Raw genomic sequence first — 25,939 nt, forward strand, 5'->3', positions numbered from 1 at the left:
GGATGGTGTGAGCAAACACACGCAGGCCATCCATGGCGGCCTGCTGACGCGCCCGAAGGTTTGCCCTTCGAGCGAACTGAACATGCTTTATGTGGCGATATCCGATACCTAATGTAAAAATGTCCGACGCAGAGAGCCATGCACAGTGGCATGAATCTCGCACTGCACTGTACAGGTTGCCAATGCAGTACACCCTGCAGGCACCTGACGCTACGCACCCTGAAAGGCCCTCGAATGTTCGAATTACACCCAGACGCCCCCACTCCGTTGGTCAACCAGATCATCGACGGCTTGCGCGAGCTGATCGACAACCAGACGCTCAAGCCTGGGGCCAAGGTCCCGTCTATCCGCGCCTTTGCCGCGACCTACTCGGTGAGTACCTTCACCGTGGTCGAGGCCTACGACCGCCTGGTCGCCCAGGGCCTGCTGGTCAGCCGCGGCAATGCCGGGTTTTTCATCAACCGCGCGGCTGGCGAGTTGCTGGACAAACACAATGTCGAGGCCGACACCAGTCGACCAACGTTCAACTCCGAGTGGTACCTGCAGCAGATCTTCGAGATCCGCCAGCTGCCCTTCAAGCCCGGCTGCGGCTGGCTGCCCAATGACTGGATGTACGAGGAAGGCCTGCGCCGCGGCCTGCGCCAGGTCGCTGGCAGCCCGCTGGAACTGTCCGGCTACGGCGACCCCATGGGCCTGGCCGAACTGCGCACGCTGACCGCACAAAACCTGCAGCAGGAGCTGTCGATCGTCGCCAACCCGGCGCAGCTGATGCTCACCCATGGCGCCAGCCAGGCCCTGGACCTGGCCGCGCGCACCCTGGTGCGCCCAGGTGACGTGGTGCTGGTCGACGACCCCGGCTACCCCAACCTGATGAGCATCCTGCGCACCCAGGGCGCGACGTTGGTCGGCGTACCCCGCACCCCTGCCGGTTACGACCTGAACCAGCTGGAGCAGTTGCTGGCGCACCACCGCCCGACCGCGTTCTTCACCCAGCCGCACCTGCACAGCCCGACCTGCTCGCGCACCCCGCTGCCGCAGTTGCATCGGCTGTTGCAACTGGCCAGCCAACATGGCTTCCGCCTGGTCGAGAACAACCTGTACGCCGACATGGTCGCCGAACCGCAACCGTGCCTGGCCAGCCTCGACCACCTGCAGCAGGTGGTGTACGTCGGCAGCTATTCGAAGAGCATCTCGCCCAATGTGCGGGTTGGCTACATGATGGCCAACCCGGAGCTGATGCAGAAACTGGTGCACCTGAAAATGCGCTCAGGCCTCACCACCTCGCAGGTGATGGAACGCGTGGTGTACGCCGCGATCATCGACGGCCGCTGGCGCAAACACCTCAAACGCCTGCGCCAGCGCCTGGCCGAGGCGCACCAGGAAGTGGGCCGGCACCTGCACCGGCTGGGCTTCGAGTTGTTCACCGAGTCGGATGAAGGCATGTACATCTGGACCCGCCACCCCGCCATCCCCGACAGCGCGGAGCTGCTGGATGATGCGCTGGAGAAAGGCATCATGCTTGGGCCGGGGCAGCTGTTCATGGTCGATGCCAAGCCGACCGGGTGGATGCGCTTCAATGTGGCGTTCAGTACGGACCCGGCGATGTGGGAGTTGTTGGAGAAGGTGCTGGTGAAGCATGTGCGGCGGGGCGGGGTGTAGGGACGGTGGTGTGGCGGGGTGTTCGCCTTGACATCTTCAGCGCCTGCGAAATCGAGCGCCGCCCGCGCGGCGCATCGCGAGCAACGCTCGCTCCTACGTTTGTTTCACGCCAATTATTCCTGGGGCAAACGCGCGCGACCGTCTCGGTGCATGGCGCGATATTGCGTCGGACCCACAAGGCGTTCGCGCGCAAATGCCACAGGCCTCACTGGCCCGAGACAAACGTAGGAGCGAGCGTTGCTCGCGATGCGCCGCGCGGGCGGCGCTCGATCTCATAGGCGCTGAAGCATTCAAGGCAGGCGATTTATCGTCCCAGGGCTATGATTAGTCAATTTTCTATTTATTATTTGCACTATTAGCCCTGCTTATTATCGAGCCTGACCATGTCCGACCGCCTGCTCAACGACCGCCTCGACTGGAACCTGCTGCGCACCTTCCGGGTCATCGGCCAGGAGCTGTCCATCAGCCGCGCGGCCGCACGCCTGCACCTCACCCAACCGGCGGTGAGCCAAGCGCTCAAACGCCTCGAAGATCAGCTCGGCCGGCAACTCATCGCCCGCCGTGGGCCACGCTTTGTGCTGACTGAAATGGGCGAGCAGCTGTTTGTGCTGGCCGGCGAGGTGTATGGGCAAATGTCGCAGATCGGCGGCCTGCTGGAGCAACCGGCGGACGAACTGGTGGGCAAGGTGCGCTTGCTGATGATCAGCCGCATCGAAAGCGAGCAGTTCGACGATTTTCTTGCCCATTTTCACCGCCAGCACCCACGGGTAGAGCTGGAAATCGAAGTGATGCGCAGCTCCGACATTGTCGCCGCCTTGCAGGAGAAGACTGCCACGGCGGGCTTGAGCCTCAATCGACGGCCGCAACCGCGTTTGGAACAGCGGCTGTTCCTGCGCCAACGCTATGCGTTTTTCTGCGGCAAGCACCATGCCTTGTTCGGCCAGCTGGAGGGCGACCTGCAGCGTGAGAACTTCGTCAGTTTCACCAGCGACCAGATCGGCGGGATGCTCTCGCCGCTGACCATCTTCCGGGACCAGCAAGGGTTCTCCGGGCGGATCGTGGCGTCCTCGCCCAGCCTTGAAGAGGTACGCCGGCTGGTGATCGCGGGCTTTGGCATCGGCTGCCTGCCGGAACACGTGGTGGCGGCGGATGTGGTGGCGGGGTTGTTATGGAAGCTGCCACCGCAGGAGGGGATTGCGGATGTGGATATTCACCTGCTGTGGAACAGGGAGCAACGGCTGAGCCGGGCGGAAGAGACGTTTATCCAGGCGCTGCAAGCTATGGCCCCGTAAAAGTTTGGATCCCATCCCCGGGCAGGGTATGCTTGCAGGATAGCCAAATGCCACCATCCGGGCGCACCCAGTGCCTGGCATTCACGGACGAGCCTCCTTTGCCCAGCCACCCTACCCGCCACACCATCGCCCGCCAATGGCAGCTGCTCAAGCTGCTGCCGGGGCGCCACCCAGGCATGAGTTCTACGCAGTTGCAGGCAGCGCTGGCGAAGGTGGGCCACACCACCAGCAAGCGCACCGTGGAGCGCGACCTGGTGGAACTGTCGGCGTTGTTTCCGCTGCACTGCAACAGTAAAGGCATGCCTTATGGCTGGTACTGGCAACCTGGGCTGAGCCTGGACGAGGCGCAGCAACTGCAACCGGATGCCCTCGCACCGGTTCGCCCGATCGGGCTACGCGCCTGGGTCGACGACGCGCTCGCGCTGCGCCTTGAACAGCAGCCATTGTCCACAGACATGCAGCTGGCACCTCAGCAAGGCGGCGGCGCCTCGCTGGCCGCTACCGTCGACGACAGCCGTGCACTGATGGGCTGGTTACTGTCCCAGGCAGGGTCGATTCGTGTCCTAGCGCCCGCATCACTGCGCGCCGCCCTGCTGGAGCAGCAGCGCCAGAGCTTGGCGCTGCACGAAGAATGCAGCTAAGCACGAGCGTGTAGGAGCAGCCTTGCGCTGCGAAGAGGTCCGCGACAACACCGGGAAATCTTCGCTGGTGCTACGGGCCTCTTCGCAGCACAAGGCTGCTCCTACACCACCCCTGTTCAGTATGGGGTTGTGATATTCGGTAACGATCTGTCGAGTGCTGGATTGCTGCGTCTCCTATTGTTTTAACGACAAGGATCGTTAAACGAGGAACACACCATGGAGTGGGCCGAAGCAAAGCTACTACGGCGGGGACGGTTCTCGGAACCCGGCAGGCTATACCTGCTCACCACCGTCACTCACCAGCGCAAGCCGCTGTTTGCAAGCCTGCTTGCTGCGCGTTTGGTTATTGGGCAAATGCGCCATTCGGAACGAGAAGACGCCTGCCAGTCACTTGCCTGGGTGGTGATGCCTGATCACTTACATTGGCTGATAGAACTTCACACCAATACGCTGTGCAGCCTGATGCGGCAGTTCAAGTCGCGTTCTGGCACTGCATTGTGCAAAGCCGGGGTAAGTCGTGGCCAAGTCTGGCAACGTGGTTATCACGACCGTGCCTTACGCAAGGACGATGACGTGCGCAAGATAGCCAGATACATTGTTGCCAACCCATTGCGTGCGGGTTTGGTTGAACACATAGGTGACTATCCCCACTGGGACGCAGTGTGGCTCACTGCGGACGTGACCGACCCACTTAACTCACTGTAGGAGCAGCCTTGTGCTGCGAAGAGGCCCGCGACAACACCGGGAATCTTCGCTGGTGCTACGGGCCTCTTCGCAGCACAAGGCTGCTCCTACAGTGACCCATTGACAGGTTCAGGACGGCAACACCGGCACGCGTCGGCGTGACAGGCAGGCGTACGCCAACCCCAGCACGCTGAACCCCAATATCCCCAATAACACCATCAATTCGCGGCTGTAGCGCGCCACTTGCGCGGGGAAGCCGGTGAACTCGCGGTACACCTGCACATCGGCCACGCCGTCGGCATGACGGATGCTGACGCCGCCCTGGCGGATCTGCGAGTAGTCGGCATCGAAGTACACCCACACCTTGCACGCCCCACCCGGTTCGATGGAGGGTATTTCGACCAGGGGCGTGGCGGCTTCGATAATGGTGTCGTTGCCAGCCGCATCGCGCACCTGCACCAGGCCCTTGGCCGGCAGGCGAATCTTCACCAGGCGAACCGGCGCATTCCCGGTGTTGCGCAGGTCGATGAGCAGACCGGTGCGGTGGTCCACCAGCCCCGCCTCGAACGGTTTGGCGAACAACTGGGCGTAAGGCGCCTGGGCCAGTTCGATCAACCTGTCGACCTGGTCCTGGTGCAACTGCCCTTCGCTGATGGTGTTGATACGGCCCTGCAACTGCTCGTACTTAAGCTGCTCGCTGGCCTTGGTGATGCGTTCGCTGAACTGGCTCGGGTAAGTGAGGTAGGCGTAGGTCAGGGAGGCCTCCAGGCGAGGGCTGCCTTTGATCACCACATAGGCCACTACCATGACCATCAGGCCAATCAGCAGGGCTACGAGGACTTTGCCGACTTTGTCCCAGCTCAACGCAAACTTCCTTCTGTCGTGATACTGACGGTTCAAGGCGCCCAAGGGTGCCAATTTCGTGGCACCCAGGCAAGCGTTCAACGCCCTGGGAGCCGAAAGCGACCACACCGGTACCCTGATAGCAGAGCATAGCCACCCTCAGCATCGACAGGTTGAAGTTCTGACCCTGGGCTCAGAAGCCCAGCGTCGCCGACAGCAGGTAGGTCCTTGGGGTAGACAGTGTCAGCCCTGGCTCACTGTCGTCCGAAGCCCCTGCCGACGCCCAGTAGCGGTCGTCCAGCACGTTCTCGACACTGGCCCGCAGCGTGACCTGGGTAGCGTCAACCTTGAAGGTATAGCGGGCGCCCAGGTCGAAACGCTCCCAGCCGTCGATCTGCTTGCTGTTGTTCTGGTCCAAGTACTGCGAACTCGAGTGAATGCCCCGTGCGGTCAAGGTCAGCCCGTTTACCCTCGGCACATCCCATTCGGCCCCCACATTGACGTTGTACTCGGGCGTTGCCGGTGCGCGGTTGCCGTCGAAGGCGCCGCCGACGGTATCGGTCAGTTCGCTGTCGATGTACATCACCCCGCCCAGCAGGCGGACGCCCTCCAGCGGCTCGCCAAACACACTGAGCTCCACACCTCGGTTGTCGCGCTTGCCATTGGGCCCGAACACCCGCGTGGTGGCATTGGTTTCGTAGGCGGGCTGGCGTATGCGAAACACGCTGGCGGTGAAGCCGACCTTACCCAGGTCATACTTCGCCCCGACTTCCACCTGCCGGCTGGTGAAGGGCGGGAAGATCTGGTCTTCGTTGACCGACGTCGACGGCGCGATCTTGCCTTGGCTCAAGCCTTCCATGTAGTTGGCGTACAGCGACAGCTGCTCGCTGACCTTCAGCAGAACGCCCGCCGATGGCGACACCTTTTCTTCGTCGTAGGCCGTGTCACCTTTGACGCCGTCGCTCCAGTCATCGACCTGCACCCGCTGCCAGCGGGCGCCCAAGGTCAGCAGCAGGCGGTCATCGAAAAAGCCAAGGGTATCGGCCAGGGCGACGCCGCTGAACCGGTTCTCGGTATAGACCTTGGGGTCGAGCCGGGTCGGGGTGCCGGGTGTCGGCGTGGCCACCGGGTTGTAGAGGTTGCTGGGCGCCGAGGCATAGCGCGCGCCGCCGTTGGTGAAGTCCATGTAGAAGTACGTGGCGGCCAGGTTCACTTCGTGGCTGACCGGCCCGGTATGGAACCAGTTGCGCACACCGGCCGTGGCGGTACGCACGCTTTCATCGCGGGTGAAATCGCGCGGCTGAACAGTAAAGTCCCCGGCATCGTTGATGATCGAAACGTTGTGGCGCAAGAAGTCATGGTTGCTCTTGCGCGCGCCGACTGCGCCATAAGCCATCAGCGAGTCGCTGATGTCGTACTCGGCATTGACGGCACCGAAGGTGTCATTAGTGCGCGCCTTGCTCCAGGCCTGTGCGTAGTTGTGGTGTACATCATTGGCGCTCGGCACCTTGGCATTGGCACCAATCAGCACACGCTCCTGGGGGGCATCGGTATCACGCTCGGTGTGGCCGATGTCGGTCGATAAGCGCAGCCGTTCGCCGCGAAAATCCAGGCCCAGCACCGCCATGTCCCGCTCGACACGCTGGTGATCCCACTCGGTGTCGCCGGCCTGCTTGACGCCGTTGAAGCGGATACCAAACTGCCCACCCTCGCCAAAGCGGCGGCCGACATCCACCGCACCGCCGGCCTGGCTGCCCGAGGCAAAACTGCCGGTGAACTCAGTAATGGGCGTATCGCCTGCCCGCTTTGGCACAACATTGATACCGCCGCCCACGCTGCCACGCGGCGAAATACCATTGAGCAACTGGCTCGGCCCCTTGATGATGTCGACCCGGTCGGCCATCTCCATGTCGATCGAGTAGGTCGGCAAGATGCCGAACAGGCCATTGTAGGAAACATCGCTGTTGAACAAGCTGAACCCGCGGATGGTGAACTGCTCGAAGCGCCCACCTGCCGGGTTGGTCGCACGCACCGAGGGGTCGCTGGCGATCAGGTCACCCAGGGTACGTGCCTGCTGGTTCTTCACCAGGTCGCTGGTGTAGGTGGTCATGCTGAACGGGGTGTCCATGAAGTCGCGCGAGCCAAGCAGGCCTTGCGATCCTTGGCGGGCGACCTGGCCACCGGCATAAAGTAGCGCGTCGCTGCCACCCACATGGCCACCGACGATGCTGGTCGGGGCGATCTCCAGCGCATCCGACGCTTGCGCCACAGGCACCAGGGTAAACGCCCCATTACCCACCGGTTGCAGCTGCAGGCCGCTGCCTTGAAGCAGCTGCATGAAGCCCTCGTAAACGCTGTAACTGCCTGACAACCCCCTGCTTTGCCGGCCCGTGACCAGCGCCGGGTCGAGTGAAAGGCTGACCCCGGCGAGGTGGGCGAAACGGGTCAGTGCGGCGCCCAAGGTGCCGGCGGGCACGGTGTAGGCACGCCGCGCGAGGTCGTCGGCCCAGGCTGACGAAGACAACAGGTTGGCACTCAGGCTGATGGCAAAACCCAGGTACATCAACGGACGCGAACGAAGTGACGCCGCACGCGGGCGGCAAGGCAATACGGCAGGCATTGAAACAGGCTCCCTTTATTCTCTACTACCGCTAATGACAGGCGGCCTGAAAAAAAGGGACAGCCTTGCAGCATTATTTTTAACGAACGAAAAACCCTGCCCACCGTCCACGGTTAATCCTTGACCGAGGTCATGCCGTGAAGGACGATCAGCCTTCCACAAGCAAGGACGAATACCATGTTACGGATATTGGGCAGAGCGTCTTCGATCAACGTGCGTAAAGTCCTCTGGGCCTGTGCCGAGTTTGATATCCCCTTCGAACGGGAAGACTGGGGCGCGGGCTTCACCGCCACCGACACCCCCGAATTCTTAGCACTTAACCCCAACGCCATGATCCCGGTCATCCAGGATGGCGACTTCACCCTGTGGGAATCCAACACCATCATCCGTTACCTGGCGACGCGCTATGGCCACACCTCGGTGTACCCGACCGAGGCAAAAGCACGGGCAGGTATCGATCAATGGATCGACTGGCAGGCTTCGGACCTCAACAGGTCCTGGAGCTATACCTTCATGTCGCTGGTCAGGCACTCACCCGCCCATCAGGACCCGCAGGCGCTGGCCGCCGGCCGTGCCGAATGGTCTCGCTACATGCAGATTCTTGATCGGCAGCTCGCCGCAACCGGTGCGTATGTGGCTGGCGACATGTTCACCCTGGCTGACATCCCCATCGGCCTTTCGGTCAACCGGTGGTTCGAGACGCCTTTCGAGCATCCTCATTTGCCAGCCGTCAGGGCGTATTACGAACGCTTGAGCAAGCGCCGGGCGTTTTGCCTGCATGGCAGGAACGGCACCCCCTGAGCGCTTGATGCACAGGAGCCTTGCAGCGCGCGCTAGCGTGACTGCAAGAGCTTCGCCAAGACGAACGTCACAACCACGGCCAGCAACACCGCAAGCGAAATCGACAGGACTGCGCCCCACTGCAACAGCGTACTTTGTAGGGCCAGGTAGAAGCCCACCACGCCCACCGCGCCAATGGCATTGCCACGCACGATCGCGCCCAACTCATGGCGCCCGCCCTGGACGTGGGCAAATACTGCAAGCGGCCAGGCGATTACCGGGACCGGCGCCAGCATCCCACTGACCACCGGCCCGAGCATCGTTGCACTGGCCGTGATCACCAACAGCAACAAGGTGGCGGTCATCATGCGCATCGGGATGACCCAGCGCGGCATCGGCACGTAACGCGCTGAACAGGCCTGGGCCGGTTGCGAGGTAGCGACGACGATGGCGACGACCAGTAACAGCGTGGCAACGACAGACAGCGCCACCCAGCCCAGGTGGCTGGTCGCCAAGGCGGCCACAGCGAAGAACAGCAGCGCTACGATGCAGCCGACAAACGCACTGACGCGCTGGGTCACCCAGTAGTAGAACAAACAGGTCGCTTGCACGGCGGCCACCCCCGCCAATGCACCAGGTACGGCCTGCGACGCGAACACCTCGCCCTGTTCAAGGCTGAGAAACAGCATCACCAGCGCTGAGGTGACAGGCAGCCCCGACAGCAGCCCGCCAATTTGCGTACCCCAACGTTTGCCCGCCAGCGAGATGGCCAGCATGAGGGTGGGTGTCATGAGTAGTTTGAGGTAGAAGGCAGTCATGCAGAGGTTCGGGTCAGAAGGGAGGGATCAAGCCTTGCGCAGTCGCGCGCGGGTTGCTTGGCAGAGCCTCATGCTAGCCGAATTGCACTTCAGCCCACCAGCGGCGAACGCGCCGGCCCCGTCACAACTGCGCCAGCCGCTCCCGCAAGAACCCGACAAAGGTTTGCACCGCCCGCGCCACCTGGCGATGCTGCGGATACACCGCCGACAACTGCAACGCCGGCGGCGTCCAGTCTTCCAGCAACGTCACCAAGCGGCCATCCGTCAGTGCCTGGCCAACGATGAACGTGGGCAGGTACGTCACGCCCATCCCCGCTATCGCCGCATCCCTGAGCATTTCGCCATTGTTGGCGCGCATCCGCCCCGCCACCGCAATTGCCTGCGTCTTACCGCCCTGTTTGAACTGCCACTGCACCTGCCGTGAATGCCCATAAGGCAGGCAGTCATGCCCGGCCAACTGCTCGGGGAATGCGGGCACCCCATGCGCCTCAAGATAGGCCGGGCTTGCGCAGTACACCCGTTCAACACCGGCAATACGCCGCGCGATGAGGCTGGAGTCCTCCAGCGCGCCAATGCGTAAGGCCAGGTCATAGCCTTCGCCGATCAGGTCCACGGCCCGGTCGCTGAGGTCCACTTCTACATCCACCAGCGGATGCAACTGCAGAAATTCGGTCAGCAGGCACCCCAGGTGGGCCATGGCGAACGACAGCGGCGCACTCAGGCGCAAGGTGCCGCGCAGGGCCTGGGCCTGGCCGCTGATGTCGTGCTCCACCTGCTGCACTTCGCCCAGCAAGCGCAACGCCGACTGGTAGTAGTGCTGCCCCAGCGGGGTGGCATCCAGGCGCCGTGTCGAGCGGTTGAGCAGGCGCACGCCCAGGCGTTCTTCAAGTTGCATCAGGCGCCGGCTGACCGATTGCTTGGACATACCCAGTCGGTCCGCCGCAGCGGTGAAACTACCGGCTTCCATGACCTGGGCGAAGATCCGCATGTCTTCGTAAGGGTTCATTGTCTCGTTCCTGGTGACAGTCAAACGCTTTATAGCCGCTTTTTCCCACGAAGGCATCTCCTTAATCTACTCGCAAGTCACAGCGATGGCCTTTAAGGCCAGGCAATTCGCCCCTCTCAAACACTTGCATAGAAAAGGATTCGCACATGAACATTGTCCACAAGGTACTCACTACTAGCCTCCTTGCCCTCTCCGTTTCCACTGCGTTTGCAGCAGGCAGCCCAGGCGTCGAGCAGCACACCCAGGCCTTCCTCGAAGCCCTGGAAAAGGGTGGCGGCAAGCCCCTGGAACAGCTCGCGCCGAAGGACGCCCGTGCAGTGCTGACCGGTGCTCAATCGTCGGTCAAGGTTGACCTGTCCGGCATCGAAGTCAAAGCACACACGATCCAGGCCAACGGCGAGGCGATCACGCTGCAGGTTGTCCGCCCGGCCAATGTGAAAGGTGAGTTGCCGGTGTTCATGTTCTTCCATGGCGGCGGCTGGGTACTGGGCGATTTCCCAACTCACCAGCGGCTGATTCGCGACCTGGTGGTCGGTTCCGGCGCCGTAGCGGTGTACGTGGACTACACGCCTTCACCTGAAGCGCACTACCCCACCGCCATCAACCAGGCTTATGCCGCCACCCGCTGGGTGGCCGAGCATGGCAAAGCGATCGGCGTGGATGGCAAGCGCCTGGCCGTGGCCGGCAACAGCGTCGGCGGCAACATGGCCGCAGTGGTCGCGCTCAAGGCCAAGGAGGCCGGTACGCCCAAGCTGCGCTTCCAGTTGCTGCTGTGGCCGGTGACCGATGCCAGCTTCGAAACCGGCTCGTACAAGCAGTTCGCCGAGGGGCACTTCCTCACGACGGGCATGATGAAGTGGTTCTGGAATAGCTACACCACTGACGCCAAAGCACGTGAGCACATCTACGCCTCGCCGCTGCGGGCCAGCAGCGAGCAGCTCAAAGGCCTGCCGCCAGCGCTGGTGCAGACCGCAGAGTTCGATGTGTTGCGTGATGAGGGCGAGGCCTATGCACGCAAGCTGGATGCGGCGGGGGTGGCGGTGACTGCGGTGCGGTACAACGGGATGATTCATGACTATGGGTTGCTGAACCCACTGAGCCAGGTGCCTGAAGTGAAAGCGGCGATGCGCCAGGCGGCTGGGGAGCTGAAGGTGCACCTTCAATAAATCCAGACACAAAGGCCCGAGCGATCGGGTCTTTGTGGTTGCGCGTGCCATTGCTACCTGTTCTTCCGAAACCCACTTACAACGAGAGGGCAATGGCGTTCGGGTGCGCCAGGAGCAGTTGCTGCAACTTGGCAATGGCCAGGATGCAGAGGTCCTGGTGTTCGACTTGCGCCCCCATGAGTTGCCAGGCATGCCGTAAAACGATGCCGGCCCTGATCACCTCAGGGCTCGAACCCTTCGACGATGATCACTTCAGCCTTCGCCACACCTTGGCGGTGGCTGCAGGCCTCCTGATAAAGCGCCGACTGATAACAGGCCACCGCCTGCTCGTATGAGTCGAACTCGATCACCACACTGCGCTGCGGCGTCGGCCGCCCTTCCATCGCCTCGCTACGCCCGCCCCGCGCCAGAAACCGCCCACCGAATGCGGCAAAGGCAGCGGGCGCGCGCTGGGTGTATTGCTGGTATTGCTCGGGGTCGGTCACATCCACGTGGGCGATCCAATACGCTTTCATCCGCTGCTCTCCTGTTGCAAAAGTATTTGTGTATGATGGTATACCATAAAAATCACCCCACCACAGCGAGCGTGCAGCATGGCTTTCAACAGCATCGAAGAACTTCTCGAGGACTACCGGCAAGGCAAGATGGTCCTGCTGGTGGACGATGAGGACCGGGAAAACGAAGGCGACCTGCTGATCGCCGCCGAGCGCTGTGACGCCCAGGCCATCAACTTCATGGCCCGCGAAGCGCGTGGCCTGATCTGCCTGACGCTGACCGACGATCATTGCCAGCGCCTGGGCCTGGAGCAAATGGTACCGGCCAACGGCAGCGTGTTCAGCACCGCTTTCACCGTGTCGATCGAGGCCGCCACTGGCGTCACTACCGGTATTTCCGCCGCCGATCGTGCGCGAACCGTGGCAGCGGCCATGGCGCCGAACGCGCGCCCGGAAGACCTGGTGCAGCCTGGGCATATCTTCCCCTTGCGCGCCCGCGAAGGCGGCGTGCTGACCCGCGCCGGCCACACCGAAGCGGGCTGCGACCTGGCGCGCCTGGCCGGTTTCACAGCCGCCTCGGTGATCGTCGAAGTGCTCAATGACGACGGCACCATGGCGCGCCGCCCGGACCTGGAAGTGTTCGCCGCCAGGCACGGCATCAAGATCGGCACCATTGCCGATTTGATCCACTACCGCCTGAGCACCGAGCAGACCATCAAGCGCATCGGCGAGCGCGAATTGCCCACCGTGCACGGCACCTTCCGCCTGGTCACCTATGAAGACCGCATCGAAGGTGGCGTGCACATGGCCATGGTCATGGGCGACATCCGCCGTGAGCAACCGACCCTGGTGCGCGTGCATGTGATCGACCCGCTGCGCGACCTGGTCGGCGCCGAATACGCCGGCCCGGCCAACTGGACACTGTGGGCGGCGCTGCAGAAGGTCGCCGAAGAAGGCACCGGCGTGGTGGTGATCCTGGCCAACCATGAGTCTTCGCAGGCGTTGCTCGAACGCGTTCCGCAGCTGACCCAGCCGGTGCGGCCTTACCAGCGCGGGCAGTCGAAGGTGTATTCGGAAGTCGGCACCGGTGCACAGATTTTGCAGGACCTTGGCGTAGGCAAGCTGCGCCACCTAGGGCCGCCGCTCAAGTATGCAGGGTTGGCAGGGTATGAGCTGGAGGTGGTGCAGAGCATTCCGTTCGAGCCAGTGTTGGCTAGCTGACACCGCTGCCATAGCGCCCACGCCGTGTAGGAGCAGCCTTGTGCTGCGAAGAGGCCGGTACTTACCCAGAGAAGGGTCCTGTTTGCACCGGCCTCTTCGCAGCACAAGGCTGCCCCTACAGCACGTGGAGGCGATGGTTGGAAAGGTTGGAGTGATGGCCGGTCGCCTCCGCCTCTTGCCAAAAGTTTGGAATACCATAATATGATATCCCGTAGACCTTGAATGTGCAGGCCGGCACCTACACTCACAATCGGCCACCGACACTTTGTTTTAGCTGCTCCCCGAATACTGTTGGCGGGCGCACCAAAAAGCCCCGCCTCGAATAACAAAAGCAACGAGGGCGTAACCATGCTGTTGAGCAAACGTGTAACCGCAGTGCTGTCCGCCAGCCTGCTGACCCTGGCGTGTCAGGCCACGCAGGCCGCTGACAGCCTGAACTTCGTCAGTTGGGGCGGTACCACCCAGGACGCCCAGAAAGAAGCATGGGCCGTACCCTTCTCCAAAGCGACCAACATCAAAGTCGTCCAAGACGGCCCTACCGACTACGGCAAGCTCAAGGCCATGGTCGAAAGCGGCAACGTGCAGTGGGACGTGGTCGACGTTGAAGCCGACTTCGCCCTGCGCGCCGCCAGTGAAGACCTGCTCGAGCCGCTGGATTTCAACACCGTCAAAAAAGACCGCATCGACCCGCGCTTCGTGTCAGACCATGGCGTCGGCTCGTTCTTCTTCTCGTTCGTGCTCGGCTACAACGAAGGCAAGCTGGGTGCCAACAAGCCGGTAGACTGGACCTCGTTGTTCGACACCAAGACCTACCCCGGCAAGCGCGCCTTGTACAAATGGCCGAGCCCTGGCGTGCTTGAACTGGCGCTGCTGGCCGACGGCGTGCCCGCCGACAAGCTCTACCCGCTGGACCTGGACCGCGCTTTCAAAAAGCTCGACACCATCAAGAAAGACATCGTCTGGTGGGGTGGCGGCGCGCAGTCGCAGCAACTGCTGGCCTCTGGTGAAGCCTCGCTCGGCCAGTTCTGGAACGGCCGCGTGTATGCCTTGCAGCAAGACGGTGCACCGGTGGGCGTGAGCTGGAAACAGAACCTGGTCATGGCCGACTTCCTGGTCATCCCCAAGGGTGCCAAGAACAAGGACGCGGCCATGAAGTTCCTGGCCAACGCCAGCAGCCCCGAAGGCCAGGCCGAGTTCGCCAACCTGACCGCTTACGCGCCGGTCAACCTGGACAGCGTGCCCAAGCTCAAAGCCGACCTGGCGCCTAATCTGCCGACCGCCTATGCCCAGGACCAGGTGACACTGGATTTTGCTTACTGGGCGAAAAACGGCCAGGCCATCGCCGCACGCTGGAATGAGTGGTTGGTCAAATGAAAGTCGCCATCAACGCCCTGCACAACGCGCAAGGTGCCCCCACGGGCGCCGGCGCTCCGGGAACGGCCCCCCGCCGTGTGAGCCTGGGCCAGCGCTGGAAAGGCAGCCGCAACCTGTTGCCTGCCCTGCTGTTCCTTGGCCTGTTCTTCTTCGCCCCGCTGATCGGCCTGTTGCTGCGCGGCGTGCTGGAGCCAGTGCCAGGCCTTGGCAACTACGAGCAGTTGTTCGCCAACTCGGCTTATGCGCGGGTGCTGTTCAACACCTTCTCGGTGGCCGGCGTGGTGACCCTGATCAGTGTGCTGCTGGGCTTCCCGCTGGCCTGGGCGATCACCCTGGTGCCTAACGGCTGGGGCCGCTGGTTGCTGAACATCGTGCTGCTGTCGATGTGGACCAGCCTGCTGGCGCGCACCTACTCGTGGCTGGTGCTGCTGCAAAGCTCGGGTGTGATCAACAAGGCGTTGATGGCCATGGGCATCATCGACACCCCGCTGGAGATGGTGCACAACCTCACCGGCGTGGTGATCGGCATGAGCTACATCATGATCCCGTTCATCGTGCTGCCGCTGCAGGCGACCATGCACGCCATCGACCCGATGGTGCTGCAAGCCGGGTCGATTTGCGGGGCCAGCCCGTGGACCAACTTCTGGAAGGTGTTCCTGCCGCTGTGCCGCTCGGGGCTGTTTTCGGGGGCGTTGATGGTGTTCGTCATGTCGCTCGGTTACTACGTCACGCCGGCCCTGCTCGGTGGTGCGCAGAACATGATGCTGCCCGAATTCATCATTCAACAGGTGCAGTCGTTCCTCAACTGGGGCCTGGCCAGCGCCGCCGCCGCACTGCTGGTGGTGATCACCCTGGTGCTCTTCTACCTGTACCTGAAGCTGCAGCCGGAATCCCCGGTCGGCAACGCGAGGTAATCCGCCATGCTCCTGTCACCCAATGCCATGGGCCGCCCGCTGCGTACGGGCCTGTACCTGACCACCGGGGTCATCGCGGCCTTCCTGCTGCTGCCGGTGGTGTTCATCGTGCTGCTGTCGTTCGGCTCTTCGCAGTGGCTGGTGTTCCCACCGCCGGGCTGGACCTTCAAGTGGTACGGCCAGTTCTTCTCCAACCCGGAGTGGATGGATGCCGCCCTGGCCAGCCTCAAGGTCGCCGTGCTGACCACTGTTGCCGCAGTGCTGCTGGGCCTGCCGACGGCGTTTGCCCTGGTGCGCGGCCGCTTCCCCGGCCGTGAGATGCTCTACGGCCTGTTCACCATGCCGATGATCGTGCCGCTGGTGATCATCGCCGTCGCAGTGTATGCGCTGTTTCTCAAACTGGGCTACACCGGCACGCTGTTCGCGTTCGTGGTCAGCCACGTGATCGTCGCCCTGCCCTTCACCATTATCTCGATCATCAACTCGCTGAAGCTGTTCGACCAGTCGATCGAAGATGCCGCAGTCATCTGCGGCGCCTCGCGCCTGCAGGCAATCTTCAAGGTGACCTTCCCGGCCATTCGCCCGGGCATGATCGCCGGCGGCCTGTTCGCCTTCCTCGTCTCGTGGGATGAAGTGGTGCTCAGCGTGATGATGGCCAGCCCCGACCTGCAGACCCTGCCGGTGAAGATGTGGACCACCCTGCGCCAGGACCTGAGCCCGGTGATCGCCGTCGCCTCGACGCTGCTGATCGGCCTGTCCCTGCTTGTGATGGTCATTGCCGCCGCTTTGCGCCGGCGCACCGAAGTCAACGCCTGAGCGCCCGGAGAAAACAACAATGAGTGCAGTGATCAAAGACAACGCGCACAACAAGACCCTGGTCAGCCTGCGCGGCCTGAACAAGCACTACGGCGACTTCACCGCCGTGGACAACCTGGACCTCGAAATCCAGGACGGCGAGTTCCTCACCTTCCTCGGCTCCAGCGGTTCGGGCAAGTCCACCACCCTGTCGATGCTGGCCGGTTTCGAAACCCCCAGCAGCGGCGAGATTCTGGTCGAAGGCCAGTCGCTGGTGAACGTGCCGCCGCACAAGCGTGATATCGGCATGGTGTTCCAGCGTTATTCGCTGTTCCCGCACCTGAACGTGCGCGACAACATCGCCTTCCCCCTGGCCATCCGCAAGCTCGGCGCCGCCGAGATCAACAAGCGGGTCGATGCCATGCTCAAGCTGGTGCAGCTGGAAAAGTTCGCTCACCGCAAGCCCTCGCAAATGTCGGGCGGCCAACAGCAACGGGTGGCGATCGCCCGTGCGCTGGTCTACGAGCCCCGCATCCTGCTGATGGACGAGCCGCTCGGCGCACTGGACAAAAAGCTGCGTGAAGACCTGCAAGACGAACTGCGCCAGTTGCACCGCCGGTTAGGCATCACCATCGTCTACGTCACCCACGACCAGGAAGAAGCCATGCGCCTGTCCCAGCGCATCGCCATTTTCAGCCATGGCAAGATCGTTGGGTTGGGCAGTGGTTATGACCTTTACCAGAACCCGCCTAACGCGTTCGTCGCCTCGTTCCTGGGCAACTCAAACTTCCTGCGGATCACGGCCAGCAGCAATGGCGCGGGCAGTTTCGAGGGCCAGCCGGTGGCCATTCGCCTGACCGCCGGGTTGGCTGCCGACCAGCAGGCACTGATCATGGTACGCCCGGAAAAAGCCCTGGCACTGACCGCTGCCCAGGCCGCCGCGCAACCCCTGCCAGCAGGCTGGAACGAGGTGCGGGCCAAGGTCGCCGAAGTGTTGTTCCTGGGTGAAAGCCAGACCTGCCATGTGGTCACTGCCGGCGGTACCGAAATGACCGTGAAGGCGCTGTCTGCGGCAGGCATGCCGATGCAGCCAGGGGATACCGTGAACGTGCGCTGGGCCGTGGCCGATGCCTGCATCTATACCGAGTGGGCGGAGAGTGACCTGAGCAAGTCGGCAGGCGCGCACTGATTTAGCAGCAACCTGTGGGAGCAACTGTCTTGTGGTGCTTGTACCGGCCTCTTCGCGGGCAAACCAGCTCCCACAGCATTAACGCCCTCCGACTGCCTGTCATATTTCTATCACGCCACCGTCGTAATCTGCCGGGCAACTCTGTGCCATAGGTTGCCCGGCATGCCCCGCCTGCTGCTCATTCTTCTTGCCCTGCTTCCGCTGTCGGCCCTGGCCGATTTTGCGCATTTGCGCGTGCAGGGCTCCAACACCATCGGCGCGGCCCTGCTGCCGGCTTTGGTGCAAGGGCAATTGCGGGCTCAAGGTGCAACGGCGATTGAACAGGCCCCCGGCACACACATCAACGAAACCGTCATCACCGCCCGCGACGTTCGCGGGCAACCGCTGCGTGTCGACATCGCCGCGCATGGTTCCAGCACCGGCTTTGCAGCGTTGGGCCGGGGCGAGGCCGACCTGGCTGCCGCCTCGCGGCCGATCAACGAAACAGAAGTTCAGCAACTGCATGCCCTGGGTGACCTGCGCGCGGCCAGCGCCGAACAGGTCATCGGCCTCGATGGCGTGGCGGTGATCGTCCACCCCGACAACCCACTGCCACAACTGACCACGCAGCAACTGGCGCAGATCTTCTCCGGGCACATCCAGCGCTGGGACCAGGTGGGCATTGCGGGTGGGAAGATTCACCTTTATGCCCGCGACGACCGTTCCGGCACCTTCGAAACCTTCAAGGCACTGGTGCTCGACCCTAATCAAGGCGAGCTGTCTGCCAAGGCCCAGCGCTTTGAATCCAGCGACACGCTGGCCGAGCGCGTCACCGCCGACCGCCAGGCCATCGGCTTCAGCAGCCTGGCGGCAGTACACGGGGCCAAGGTGCTGGCCGTCGCCCAGGGCGATGCACCGGCCATGCTGCCGCAGCGCTCGCTCGTGGCCAGCGAGGACTACCCGCTGTCGCGGCGCCTGTATTTCTACCTGCCAGCCAACCCCAAGCCTCAGGCCAAGGCCCTGGCCGACTTTGCCCAGAGCCCAGCCGGCCAGGCCATCGTCGCCCAACTGGGTTTCGTTTCGCAGCAGGTCAAGGCCCAACCGGTACCCCCACAGGCCGACATGCCGCCACGCTACCGCACACTGGCCCAGCAAGCGCAGCGGTTGAGCGTGAATTTTCGCTTTCAGGAGGGCAGCGCCAGCCTCGACAACAAAGCGTTGCGCGATGTGCAGCGGGTAGCCGAGTACCTGCGCCAGGCCGGCAAGTTGCAGAGCAAGGCGGTGCTGGTGGGCTTTGGTGACCCCAAGGAGACACCCGGGCGCGCGGCGCTGCTTTCGCGCTTGCGGGCGCTGGCGGTTCGTCGCGAGCTGGCACGCGATGGCGTGGACGTGCTGGAAGTAACCGGCATGGGCGACGAACTGCCCGTGGCAGGGAACGACCAGGAGCAAGGCCGCTTGCGCAATCGGCGGGTAGAAGTGTGGGTGTATTAAGGCGTCACCCGCCGAGCGCCAGGCAAAGAAATGTAACAGGTCTGCATTCGGCATCCTCGTCAAACGGGACTAGGCTCAAGACCATGTGATACCGGGCCCCTCTGACGGCTGCCAAGCCGCCATGTCGGATCACTGTTGCCTTGCAACGTCGACAATAAAGGAGGGGCTCATGACGGCTCTGCAGACATTCCTCACCACTCCGTTTCTCGGTACCAGCACGTGGTTGTGGCTGGTGTTCATGGCCATCGTCATCGGTTTGCTGGTACTCGACCTGGGCGTGCTGCACCGCCAGGACCGCGAGATCGAAATGCGCGAAAGCCTGCTGCTGTACTCAGGCTATTTCAGTGTCGGCGTGCTGTTCGGCGCCTGGGTCTGGTATGAGCTGGGCGCGCAGTCGGCGCTGGAGTTCTACACCGGGTTCCTGGTCGAGCAGTCGCTGTCGATGGACAACGTGTTCGTCATGGCGATGATCTTCGGCTTCTTCGCCATCCCCCGCCGCTATCAGCACCGCGTGCTGTTCTGGGGCATCCTGGGCGTGGTGTTCCTGCGGGCGATCATGATCGGCGTGGGTGCGACACTGGTGCAGAACTTCGAATGGGTACTGTACATCTTCGGCGCCTTCCTGCTGTTTACCGGGGTGAAGATGGCGCTGTCGAAGGAGGACAGCCATCCGGACCTGGCCAACAACCCAATCTTGAAATTCGTGCGCCGGCACATGCGGGTTACCGACCAGATCCACGGCTCGCGCTTCTTCGTGCGCCAGACCCCGCCAGGGCAAAGCAAGGCGCTGCGGTATGCCACTCCGCTGTTTCTGGCCCTGGTGCTGATCGAACTGGCCGACCTGGTGTTTGCGGTCGACAGCGTGCCGGCGATCTTCGCCATTACCCAAGACCCGTTCATTGTCTACACCTCGAACATCTTCGCCATCCTCGGCTTGCGCTCGCTGTACTTCGCCTTGTCGGCGTTGATGCACCGGTTTATCTACCTCAAGTACGCGCTGGCGTTGGTGTTGATCTTCATTGGTTGCAAGATCTTCTACCACGGGATGGTCGGCAAGGTACCGGCGTTGCTGTCGCTGGGGGTGACGTTTGGGTTGTTGCTGGGTGGGGTGGTGGTGTCGTTGGTCAAGACGCGGGGGGGTAAGGTAGCGGTGGATGAGGCCAGCATGGAGCCGCTTCCGGCGGGGAAAGCTGAGGGCGATAAAAAAGAGAAAGACCCGCAATTGCGGGTCTGACTAACGCGCTTAATACGTGCAAACTCAGCGATTCTTAGACGCAACTATTCATCAAAAATACAAAAACTAGAATTACTACACCTTGGAAATCTTGATAACTAAACCCGCAAACACCATCCAGGCAAAACCGATGATAGCTAGCCAAGTCGACACTGCCAACCATCGCTTCAGCTTTGGCGGAAATTTTTTTAGCTCTTCAGCATCCACTTGACCGCGGCGCAATACAAACCAGGGGAACGTGACTAGGCCACCAATAGCACAAACCAACATTAGCCGCCATTTAAAACAAGATCCACCCCAGGTTACTTTCAAACACTCTATATACGAATTACTTGTAACCGAAGAGCAAACAACCTGATAATGACGAGTCAACGCTATGTACGCACTCATTGCAAAGCCTGACATGGAAATAACAAATGGCATAATTACAAACGACAGCTTTACAGCTATAGGCCATGTATTAATATCCATAATTTGATACCTCATAGATGAATTCCCCTGTCCCCTCCCCCATGATCTCACCTAACTTACCGCCCGCGAAGCTACCGCCGCCAACTAATAAAATTCCGCATAATGGAATTGCTAAACCCGCAGTACCCACAGTAAACGCAGCACACACCGTACCAGCCGCTGCACCGGCTACCAACGACCCTGCCATTCCACCACCCACGCCCCCGCTAAATTTTCCTGTTTCTACGAAACGGGCTTTCCTGCACTCCTCTGTACTCCCTGCCTGACAAACCTCTCTCACATTGAGGTACGACGAAGCCCCGCTCAGTCCAATTGCAGCATTCCCGCCGTGTTTGAGGTAATTGGAGAGTTTCGCCACTTTATCGAGATGCGTCGCATACCCCGGTATCTGCCCCGCCCCACCCGCTTTCGACCAATGGTGCACCAGGCTCTTGGTCGAAATATTCAGACTCTTCTTCAGCCGTTCATAACTGCCCAAGTTCAGCTGTTTGTTAAGCAATGCCGCCTTCAACTGTCCATCCAGCTGCTGCAACAGCTGACGCCGCGAGACGAAGAATTCGCGACTATTCAAATGCCCATGCCGCAAAAACTCCCGCTGATGCAATTGCTCGATCTGGGTCAAGGTGTTGCGGACCTGTTTCAACCCTTGATCCAGCATGTCCTTGCCCACGCCCATCGATTGGCTGGCATTGCTGAGCAAGCCGGCAATATCAGCCTGGTGCTTCATCATGAAATCCGATTCGGCAAAATCCAGCGCCGCCAACGCGTGCCGGGCGTCCTGAGCGGCAGCCATCAGCTTGGCTTCCTCCCGGGTACAGGCATCGCCATTATCTGGGTCACCAATGACGAAAATTTCCCCAGCCTTGAATCCTTGATCGTAGGTAGGATTAAGTCGCTGCAAACGGGAAATGGGTAACGTGGCGTCCTGCTCGGCCAACCGCAGCAGAACCTGAGAGAACGACATGCTTCTGGGAACCACATAAAAGCCCGGCTCCATTGTCCCCGGCAATGCTGTAACTGACCCTCGCGAGCAGTTGCTTGCTTGAGCACCAGCGGTTGGCACAATAGACATTACGCGGTGAGTCGCCAAAGCCTGGAGAGGTGGCGGTGCCACATCCAGCGGTGCTACGACTCGGTTACTACCGGGCGGGCAACCACAGTTCACCAGCGCCCCATCCATGGCCACGGCATGGCCACCAGAGATGAAATGCCTAACGCCTTCAGCGACGGTCCCTTCATCGCCGCAGAGGGGACAGGGTGTTGTCCTGTCGCCCTCCCTGAGCACCCTACGCCCGTCGCTCAAATAGCAGGGATCAGTCGCGATGCAAACAGCGCCCGTCGTGGTGACGTCACCGTCTACCGCCTGACCTTTTCCTCCCAGGTTGACACGCATCGACACGCTCTCTGTGCATAGGTGAGGTGTCGAAACCTAACAGCTGCAACCGCGCTTTTAGTGCCTGAACGTGAAAACCAGACACTTCCTACAGCAATTACGAAATCTGCTTACAAATCACTTGGAACTACGCAACATCTCCACCGGCACATACTTGCCGATCTCATACTTGCCAATCGCCGCGCGATGCACTTCATCCGGCCCGTCGGCCAGGCGCAAGGTGCGCTGCATGGCGTACATATACGCCAGCGGGAAATCACCGCTCACCCCAGCGCCACCATGCATCTGGATCGCCCGGTCAATCACCTTCAAGGCCACATTCGGCGCCACTACTTTGATCTGCGCGATTTCGCTGCGGGCCACTTTGTTGCCGACCGTGTCCATCATGTAGGCCGCTTTCAGGGTCAACAGGCGGGCCATGTCGATTTCCATGCGCGAGTCGGCGATCTTGTCGACGTTGCCGCCCAGGCGGGCCAGCGGGCGGCCGAAGGCAGTGCGCTCCACGGAGCGTTTGCACATCAATTCCAGCGCCCGTTCGGCCATGCCGACCGAGCGCATGCAGTGGTGGATGCGGCCTGGGCCGAGGCGGCCCTGGGCGATTTCGAAGCCACGGCCCTCACCCAGAATCACGTTCTCGTAAGGCACCCGCACGTTCTCGAACAACACCTCGGCATGGCCATGCGGCGCGTCGTCGTAACCGAACACCGGCAGCGGCCGGACGATCTTCACGCCAGGCGCGTCGGTTGGCACCAGCACCATCGAGTGCTGCTGATGGCGCGGCCCTTCGGGGTCGGACAGGCCCATGAAGATCATGACCTTGCAGCGCGGGTCACAGGCACCGGAGGTCCACCATTTGCGACCATTGATCACCCACTCATCGCCATCACGCACAGCGGTGGCGGCCATGTTGGTGGCGTCCGAGGAGGCCACGTCCGGCTCGGTCATGGCGAACGCCGAGCGGATCTCCCCGCGCAGCAGGGGCTCCAGCCACTGGCGTTTCTGCGCCTCGCTGCCATAACGCACCAGCACTTCCATGTTGCCGGTGTCCGGTGCCGAGCAGTTGAACGGCTCTGGCCCGAGCAGCGAGCGGCCCATGATTTCGGCCAGCGGGGCATACTCCAGGTTGCTCAGCCCGGCGCCGTACTCTGACTCGGGCAAGAACAGGTTCCACAGCCCCTCGGCGCGGGCCTTGGCCTTGAGCTCTTCCATGATCGCGGTGGGCTGCCAGCGATCCCCCTCGGCGACCTGGCGCTCGAACACCGCCTCGGCGGGATAGACATAGGCATCCATGAACGCGGTGACGCGCTCACGCAGTGCCTGGACCTTGGGCGAATAGGCGAAATCCATCGGGGCTACCTTCACGGTTCGTAGGACATGGGCCAGAGCCTAGAGCAGCACACGCCCATCCACCTAGTCTATTTTCCGCGTGTATAAACATTCATAACCGATATATGATCGGGCAATAATTCCAACAATGAGCGGCGCACATGAACCTCAGCAAGGTCGACCTCAACCTGTTCATCGTCTTCGACGCGATCTACACCGAAGCCAACCTGACCCGTGCCGGGCAAATTGTCGGCATCACCCAACCGGCGGTGTCCAATGCCCTGTCGCGGCTGCGCGAAACCTTCAACGACCCGCTGTTCGTGCGCACCGCACAAGGCATGGTGCCCACGCCGATGGCGCAGAACATCATCGGCCCAGTGCGCAACGCCCTTGCCCTGCTGCGCACCTCGGTGCAGGAAAGCCGCATCTTCAACCCGCAGCAGGCCAACAAGACCTTCCGCATCAGCATGACCGACCTGACCGAGGCGGTGATCCTGCCGCCGCTGTTCCAGCGCCTGCGCCGCCTGGCACCTTCGGTGCTGATCGAGAGCTTCCTGTGCAAACGTCGTGAAACCACCAAGGAACTGGCAGCCGGGCGGCTGGACTTTGCCGTCGACGCCCCGCTGAACACCGACCCACAGGTACGCCACGTCAAACTGATGCAAGACCGCTATGTCTGCGCCCTGCGCCAGGGCCACCCGCTCGCCGACAGCAAACTGACCCTCGACAGCTACCTGGGCATGACCCATATCCATATCTCCAGCCGCCGCAATGGCCTCGGCTATGTGGACCTGGCGCTGGGCAAGATGGGCGTGCAACGCAAAGTGGCCTTGCGCTCACAGCACTACCTGATGGCTTCGCAGGTGCTGCAGCAGACCGACATGGCGATGACCGTCCCCGAGCGTTTCGCCCGCCGCCATCAATTGCGCTACCAGGCATTGCCTGTGGATGTACCGGCGCTGGAAACCCACCTGTACTGGCATGAAAGCACGGATCAGGACCCCGCCAACCGCTGGATGCGCGAGCAGATCATCGAGTTGTGCGAACGGGTGTTGGCGGAGGAAGAACGCACGCTTGAACCTGCCTGACGTTCCTACCATGGTACAGATGCCAGCCTGGTGGAGAATTATTTTCTCTACCATCCTTCATACATAGAATTATTTACCAAAAAGGTGCGAATCAGCCAAACAGAAGGCAAAAATGTTTGGCCAAGGACCGGGTACGCTTACTGCAACGATCACTGAATTCAACGTGACAGACACGGACCTGCCCCATGCCCAGCGCCCCGCTCTACTTCGACTACGCCGCTACCACGCCCGTTGACGACCGCGTCATCGAAACGATGCTCGCCTGCCTTGGCCGCCAAGCCAACTTCGGTAACCCCGCATCCAGTGGCCACGCCTATGGCCAAGCAGCCCGCAATGCTGTGGAGCAGGCGCGCCAGCAGGTCGCCGAACGCGTCGGCGCCCGCGCCGATGAGCTGGTGTGGACATCAGGCGCTACCGAGTCCAACAACCTTGCGCTGAAGGGTATCGCCCAAGGCATTGGCGAGCCCGGCCACCTGATCACCAGCCAGCTGGAACACAAAGCCGTGCTTGACACGGTCGCTGAACTGGAGCGCCAAGGTTGGGCCGTTACCCGCCTGGCTGTGGATGCTTCGGGCCTCATTCAGCCTGAAGCCGTGCAGGCGGCACTGCAGGCCGATACCCGCCTGGTCTCGCTGATGGCGGTCAATAACGAACTGGGCACCGTGACCGATTTTGCGGCGATTGGCGAGCGTGTGCGTGCCCACGGTGCGCTGTTGCATGTGGACGCCGCGCAGGCGGTGGGCAAACTGGCCATCGACCTGGCAGCAATGGCGGTAGACCTGATGTCGTTCTCGGCCCACAAAGCCTACGGCCCCAAAGGCATCGGCGCGCTCTACGTCGGGCCGCGCGCGCGCGAACTGATGCGTGCGCAGATGCACGGTGGCGGGCATGAACACGGGCTGCGTTCCGGCACCTTGGCGACCCACCAGATTGTCGGCATGGGCAGCGCCTTTGCCCTGGCCGGCCAGCCGGGGGACAGCGAGCACCAGCGCATCGAGCACCTGTCCCGGCGACTGCGCGATGGGTTGCTCGCCTTGCCAGCGGTCAGCCTCAACGGCTGCGACACACAGCGCATTGCGCATACCTTGAACCTGTGTATCGAGAGCCGAGGCTTCAACAGTGCGGCGTTGGCCAGTGAGCTGGCATTGTCGACCACGTCAGCGTGTAATTCGGCGAGCAATGCGCCATCGCATGTGCTGCTGGCGCTGGGACTGAATGAAAGCCAGGCACGTAACAGCGTGCGGTTGAGCATTGGGCGGTTCAGCACCGAGGCTGAAGTGGACAAGGCCATCGAGGTGTTTGCCAAGGTGACAGCGCAGGCTTCAATGGCATTGTGGTGAGGCCGAGCTTGTCAGGGGCCGCTTCGCGCCCCATCGCCGGCAAGCCGGCTCCTACAGGGCCATCACTGTCCTGAAGACGGCGCAATTCCGGTGGGAGCCGGCTTGCCGGCGATGGGGCGCG

23 protein-coding genes and 1 pseudogene are annotated in these 25,939 nt (G+C 62.0%); 16 read left to right on the top strand and 8 right to left on the bottom strand.

Annotated features, from left to right (window positions below):
* Positions 1-234: 234 nt before the first annotated feature.
* The 4 genes from HU750_RS08855 to HU750_RS08870 all read left to right on the top strand — a co-directional run bounded on the left by HU750_RS08855 (position 235) and on the right by HU750_RS08870 (position 4,297).
* On the top strand, positions 235-1,659 hold the full coding sequence (locus HU750_RS08855; RefSeq protein WP_027593793.1) for an aminotransferase-like domain-containing protein: 1,425 nt from the start codon (positions 235-237) through the stop codon (positions 1,657-1,659).
* A gap of 383 nt (positions 1,660-2,042) precedes the next feature.
* The gene (locus tag HU750_RS08860) at positions 2,043-2,951 is read left to right on the top strand and encodes a LysR family transcriptional regulator (RefSeq protein WP_186678716.1); all 909 of its coding nucleotides are present in this window, start codon (positions 2,043-2,045) and stop codon (positions 2,949-2,951) included.
* 98 nt (positions 2,952-3,049) lie between these two features.
* Entirely contained in the window at positions 3,050-3,592 is a 543-nt protein-coding gene (locus HU750_RS08865; RefSeq protein ID WP_186679029.1) for a WCX domain-containing protein, read from the top strand.
* A gap of 216 nt (positions 3,593-3,808) precedes the next feature.
* Positions 3,809-4,297, top strand: a complete 489-nt coding sequence (locus HU750_RS08870; protein ID WP_186678719.1) for an REP-associated tyrosine transposase — start codon at positions 3,809-3,811, stop codon at positions 4,295-4,297.
* Between the two features lie 108 nt (positions 4,298-4,405).
* On the opposite strand, the gene HU750_RS08875 is transcribed toward HU750_RS08870, so the two are convergent.
* Positions 4,406-5,140 (bottom strand): hypothetical protein, encoded by a 735-nt coding sequence (locus tag HU750_RS08875; RefSeq protein ID WP_186678721.1) that lies wholly within the window; start codon positions 5,138-5,140, stop codon positions 4,406-4,408.
* Positions 5,141-5,312: 172 nt separating this feature from the next.
* On the bottom strand, positions 5,313-7,739 hold the full coding sequence (locus HU750_RS08880; RefSeq protein ID WP_186678723.1) for a TonB-dependent receptor: 2,427 nt from the start codon (positions 7,737-7,739) through the stop codon (positions 5,313-5,315).
* A gap of 177 nt (positions 7,740-7,916) precedes the next feature.
* Between HU750_RS08880 and HU750_RS08885 the strand changes: the two genes are divergently transcribed.
* Positions 7,917-8,540 (top strand): glutathione S-transferase family protein, encoded by a 624-nt coding sequence (locus tag HU750_RS08885; protein WP_186678725.1) that lies wholly within the window; start codon positions 7,917-7,919, stop codon positions 8,538-8,540.
* A gap of 32 nt (positions 8,541-8,572) precedes the next feature.
* Here the strand turns inward: HU750_RS08885 and HU750_RS08890 are convergent, their stop codons facing one another.
* Together HU750_RS08890 and HU750_RS08895 are read right to left on the bottom strand one after the other, a co-directional pair.
* A complete protein-coding gene (locus HU750_RS08890) occupies positions 8,573-9,337 on the bottom strand; it encodes a hypothetical protein (RefSeq protein WP_186678727.1) in 765 nt (254 codons plus the stop codon).
* Positions 9,338-9,458: 121 nt separating this feature from the next.
* Positions 9,459-10,343 (bottom strand): LysR family transcriptional regulator, encoded by an 885-nt coding sequence (locus HU750_RS08895; protein ID WP_186678729.1) that lies wholly within the window; start codon positions 10,341-10,343, stop codon positions 9,459-9,461.
* A 146-nt stretch (positions 10,344-10,489) separates the two neighbouring features.
* Here HU750_RS08895 and HU750_RS08900 point away from each other — a divergent pair, with 146 nt between their 5' ends.
* Together HU750_RS08900 and HU750_RS08905 are read left to right on the top strand one after the other, a co-directional pair.
* On the top strand, positions 10,490-11,509 hold the full coding sequence (locus HU750_RS08900) for an alpha/beta hydrolase (RefSeq protein ID WP_186678731.1): 1,020 nt from the start codon (positions 10,490-10,492) through the stop codon (positions 11,507-11,509).
* Between the two features lie 82 nt (positions 11,510-11,591).
* A pseudogene (locus HU750_RS08905) lies at positions 11,592-11,708 on the top strand (cupin domain-containing protein); the annotation flags it as partial.
* 22 nt (positions 11,709-11,730) lie between these two features.
* Here HU750_RS08905 and HU750_RS08910 read toward each other — a convergent pair.
* Complete coding sequence (locus HU750_RS08910) at positions 11,731-12,024, bottom strand: DUF1330 domain-containing protein (RefSeq protein ID WP_027593807.1); 294 nt, start codon at positions 12,022-12,024, stop codon at positions 11,731-11,733.
* 78 nt (positions 12,025-12,102) lie between these two features.
* Here HU750_RS08910 and ribBA point away from each other — a divergent pair, with 78 nt between their 5' ends.
* From ribBA to HU750_RS08945, 7 genes are all read left to right on the top strand, one after another.
* Positions 12,103-13,224, top strand: coding sequence for a bifunctional 3,4-dihydroxy-2-butanone-4-phosphate synthase/GTP cyclohydrolase II (gene ribBA, locus HU750_RS08915; protein ID WP_085273282.1), 1,122 nt, complete (start codon positions 12,103-12,105; stop codon positions 13,222-13,224).
* A 348-nt stretch (positions 13,225-13,572) separates the two neighbouring features.
* Complete coding sequence (locus HU750_RS08920; RefSeq protein WP_186678734.1) at positions 13,573-14,598, top strand: polyamine ABC transporter substrate-binding protein; 1,026 nt, start codon at positions 13,573-13,575, stop codon at positions 14,596-14,598.
* Positions 14,595-15,512 (top strand): ABC transporter permease, encoded by a 918-nt coding sequence (locus HU750_RS08925; RefSeq protein ID WP_033694105.1) that lies wholly within the window; start codon positions 14,595-14,597, stop codon positions 15,510-15,512. The genes HU750_RS08920 and HU750_RS08925 overlap by 4 nt, the downstream gene beginning before the upstream one ends.
* Before the next feature lie 6 nt (positions 15,513-15,518).
* Positions 15,519-16,328 carry an ABC transporter permease gene (locus tag HU750_RS08930; protein WP_027593811.1) on the top strand — a complete coding sequence of 270 codons (810 nt, stop codon included), beginning with the start codon at positions 15,519-15,521 and terminating at the stop codon, positions 16,326-16,328.
* 19 nt (positions 16,329-16,347) lie between these two features.
* Positions 16,348-17,496, top strand: a complete 1,149-nt coding sequence (locus tag HU750_RS08935; protein WP_186678736.1) for an ABC transporter ATP-binding protein — start codon at positions 16,348-16,350, stop codon at positions 17,494-17,496.
* 162 nt (positions 17,497-17,658) lie between these two features.
* Positions 17,659-18,966 carry a substrate-binding domain-containing protein gene (locus HU750_RS08940; protein ID WP_186678738.1) on the top strand — a complete coding sequence of 436 codons (1,308 nt, stop codon included), beginning with the start codon at positions 17,659-17,661 and terminating at the stop codon, positions 18,964-18,966.
* A 169-nt stretch (positions 18,967-19,135) separates the two neighbouring features.
* Positions 19,136-20,200: a TerC family protein gene (locus HU750_RS08945; RefSeq protein ID WP_186678740.1), complete on the top strand. Its 1,065-nt coding sequence runs from the start codon at positions 19,136-19,138 to the stop codon at positions 20,198-20,200.
* A 75-nt stretch (positions 20,201-20,275) separates the two neighbouring features.
* Here the strand turns inward: HU750_RS08945 and HU750_RS08950 are convergent, their stop codons facing one another.
* The 3 genes from HU750_RS08950 to HU750_RS08960 form a co-directional block, all read right to left on the bottom strand.
* Positions 20,276-20,671, bottom strand: coding sequence for a hypothetical protein (locus HU750_RS08950; RefSeq protein ID WP_186678742.1), 396 nt, complete (start codon positions 20,669-20,671; stop codon positions 20,276-20,278).
* Positions 20,661-22,064 carry a PAAR domain-containing protein gene (locus HU750_RS08955; RefSeq protein ID WP_186678745.1) on the bottom strand — a complete coding sequence of 468 codons (1,404 nt, stop codon included), beginning with the start codon at positions 22,062-22,064 and terminating at the stop codon, positions 20,661-20,663. The genes HU750_RS08950 and HU750_RS08955 overlap by 11 nt, the downstream gene beginning before the upstream one ends.
* 117 nt (positions 22,065-22,181) lie before the next feature.
* On the bottom strand, positions 22,182-23,411 hold the full coding sequence (locus tag HU750_RS08960) for an acyl-CoA dehydrogenase (RefSeq protein WP_085273281.1): 1,230 nt from the start codon (positions 23,409-23,411) through the stop codon (positions 22,182-22,184).
* A gap of 140 nt (positions 23,412-23,551) precedes the next feature.
* On the opposite strand from HU750_RS08960, the gene HU750_RS08965 reads away from it, so the two are divergent.
* Positions 23,552-24,478, top strand: coding sequence for a LysR family transcriptional regulator (locus HU750_RS08965; protein ID WP_186678748.1), 927 nt, complete (start codon positions 23,552-23,554; stop codon positions 24,476-24,478).
* Between the two features lie 185 nt (positions 24,479-24,663).
* On the top strand, positions 24,664-25,818 hold the full coding sequence (locus HU750_RS08970; protein ID WP_085273279.1) for a cysteine desulfurase family protein: 1,155 nt from the start codon (positions 24,664-24,666) through the stop codon (positions 25,816-25,818).
* Positions 25,819-25,939: the final 121 nt, after the last annotated feature.

The organism is Pseudomonas sp. SWRI50 (assembly GCF_014269095.1).
Taxonomy (GTDB): domain Bacteria; phylum Pseudomonadota; class Gammaproteobacteria; order Pseudomonadales; family Pseudomonadaceae; genus Aquipseudomonas; species Aquipseudomonas kermanshahensis.